This is a genomic window from Klebsiella sp. 28, from assembly GCF_018223905.1.
GTDB classification, from domain to species: domain Bacteria; phylum Pseudomonadota; class Gammaproteobacteria; order Enterobacterales; family Enterobacteriaceae; genus Klebsiella; species Klebsiella pneumoniae.
Map to the genome: position 1 here is coordinate 1 of NZ_JAGRQY010000330.1, position 2,411 is coordinate 2,411.

Annotated in this window: 2 protein-coding genes; both read left to right on the plus strand. The window is 64.3% G+C overall.

The genetic code is table 11. The features are described 5' to 3' along the window. On the plus strand, window positions 1-1,375 hold a 1,375-nt coding region (urtB, locus tag KHQ28_RS28920; RefSeq protein WP_211777817.1), incomplete at its 5' end, for an urea ABC transporter permease subunit UrtB. After that, the coding region (gene urtC / locus KHQ28_RS28925; RefSeq protein ID WP_211777818.1) for an urea ABC transporter permease subunit UrtC at window positions 1,375-2,411 on the plus strand (1,037 nt) is incomplete at its 3' end. The genes urtB and urtC, both read left to right, overlap by 1 nt.

The following is a 2,411-nucleotide window of genomic DNA, read 5'->3' on the forward strand; positions in this document are numbered from 1 at the left end:
CGACGGAAAACATGCTTTCCGCACCCGACAGGGCGGATTACAGCCATTGGGCGCTGTCGCCGCGCCGCAGGGCGAAACCCGACCGGTCCGTCTGACCAACAGGCTGCGCAATCTGGCTGCCGGCGCGCTGGCCAGCCACCTTATTTTAAGTGACAACGTCACAGAGCGAGCTTCCGCCGCACGAACGCTACAGCGGGAAGCGACCCCGGCCATGGCCGCGCTGCTGCAACAGCGGCTGCAGGCGGAAACCGATGATACTGTGCGGGGTCTGCTGGAGGTGGCGCTGGCGCGCCTGCAGCTCGCTCAGCCTGAGGCCAGCGCGCGGCTGGCCGCCGTGACGCTGCTCGGCCATTCCGCGGACCCGGAAACCCAGGCGCTGCTGATCCCCTTTACCGATGCCCAGCATGAGCCGGATGCGGCGGTGCGCGAGGCGGCCAGCGATAGCCTGCAAAAGATCAAACATCGTCTGCTGCTCGGCGATCTGCTGGGCCAGGCCTTTATGGGACTGTCGCTGGGATCGGTGCTGTTGCTGGCCGCGCTGGGGCTGGCGATCACCTACGGCCTGCTGGGGGTGATTAACATGGCCCACGGCGAGATGTTAATGATCGGCGCCTACAGCTGCTGGCTGGTACAGCAGGCGCTGGCGCAGCTCGCGCCGCAATGGCTGGCCTTTTATCCGCTGGTCGCGCTGCCGGTGGCGTTTCTGGTGACCGCCGGGATCGGCATGGCGCTGGAGCGCACCATTATTCGTCATCTGTATGGTCGGCCGCTGGAAACGCTGCTCGCCACCTGGGGGATCAGCCTGATGCTAATCCAGCTGGTGAGGATGCTGTTTGGCGCGCAGAACGTGGAGGTGGCAAACCCGGCCTGGCTCTCCGGCGGCGTGCAGGTCCTGCCGAACCTGATCCTGCCGTGGAACCGGCTGGCGGTGCTGGCGTTCGTCCTGCTGGTGCTGTGCTTTACCTGGCTCATCCTGAACCGCACCCGTCTGGGGATGAACGTCCGCGCCGTGACGCAGAACCGGGCGATGGCCGCCTGCTGCGGCGTACCTACCGGGCGGGTGGATATGCTGGCCTTTGGCCTCGGCTCCGGTATTGCCGGGCTGGGCGGCGTGGCGCTGTCGCAGCTTGGCAACGTCGGGCCTGAACTGGGTCAGGGATACATCATCGACTCGTTTCTGGTGGTGGTGCTGGGCGGCGTCGGCCAGCTGGCCGGCAGCGTGGCGGCGGCCTTTGGGCTGGGCATTTTCAACAAAATTCTCGAACCGCAAATGGGCGCGGTGCTGGGCAAGATCCTGATCCTGGTGATGATTATTCTGTTTATTCAGAAACGCCCGCAGGGTCTGTTCGCGCTGAAAGGGAGGGTTATTGACTAATGAGCCAACTAATCACCTTAACGCTGGCGCAGCGCGCGCCGCGGCCTCTGCGCTGGCTGGGGATCCTGCTGGTGTTGGGGCTGCTGAGTATGCCATTCCTGGCGCTGCTGCCGGCCTCCCATCCGCTGGCGGTGCCGAGCTGGCTGCTGACGCTGAGCGGCAAAATCCTCTGCTACGCCATTGTGGCGGTGGCGCTGGATCTGGTCTGGGGCTATGCGGGCATGCTGTCGCTGGGGCACGGGATCTTCTTTGCCCTCGGCGGGTACGCCATGGGGATGTACCTGATGCGCCAGGCGGCGGGCGACGGTCTGCCGGCGTTTATGTCTTTTCTCTCCTGGAGCGAGCTGCCCTGGTTCTGGTGGGGCACGCAGCATTTCGCCTGGGCGATGGCGCTGGTGGTGCTGGTTCCCGGTCTGCTGGCCCTGGTTTTCGGCTGGTTTGCCTTTCGCTCGAAGATCAAAGGGGTCTATTTCTCGATCATGACCCAGGCCCTGACCTATGCCGGTATGCTGCTGTTCTTTCGCAACGAGACCGGGTTTGGCGGGAATAACGGCTTCACCGGTTTTACCACGCTGCTGGGTTTTCCGGTCACCGCCACCGGCACCCGCGCCAGCCTGTTTATGGCCACGGTTTTGCTGCTGTTGCTGGCGCTGTGGCTGGGCGCGGCGCTGGCGCAGAGTAAGTTTGGCCGGATCCTCACCGCGGTACGTGACGCCGAAAACCGGCTGATGTTCTGCGGGTACGACCCGCGCGGCTTCAAGCTGCTGGTGTGGACGCTGTCGGCGGTGCTCTGCGGTCTGGCGGGGGCGTTATATGTCCCGCAGGTCGGGATCATCAACCCCAGCGAAATGTCGCCGACCAACTCCATCGAGGCCGCCATCTGGGTGGCGCTCGGCGGGCGCGGCACCCTGATTGGCCAGGTGCTTGGCGCCGGATTGGTCAACGGTGCGAAAAGCATTTTCACCGTGGCGATGCCAGAGTACTGGCAGCTGTTTCTCGGCCTCATCTTCATCATTGTGACCCTGTTTTTACCCCG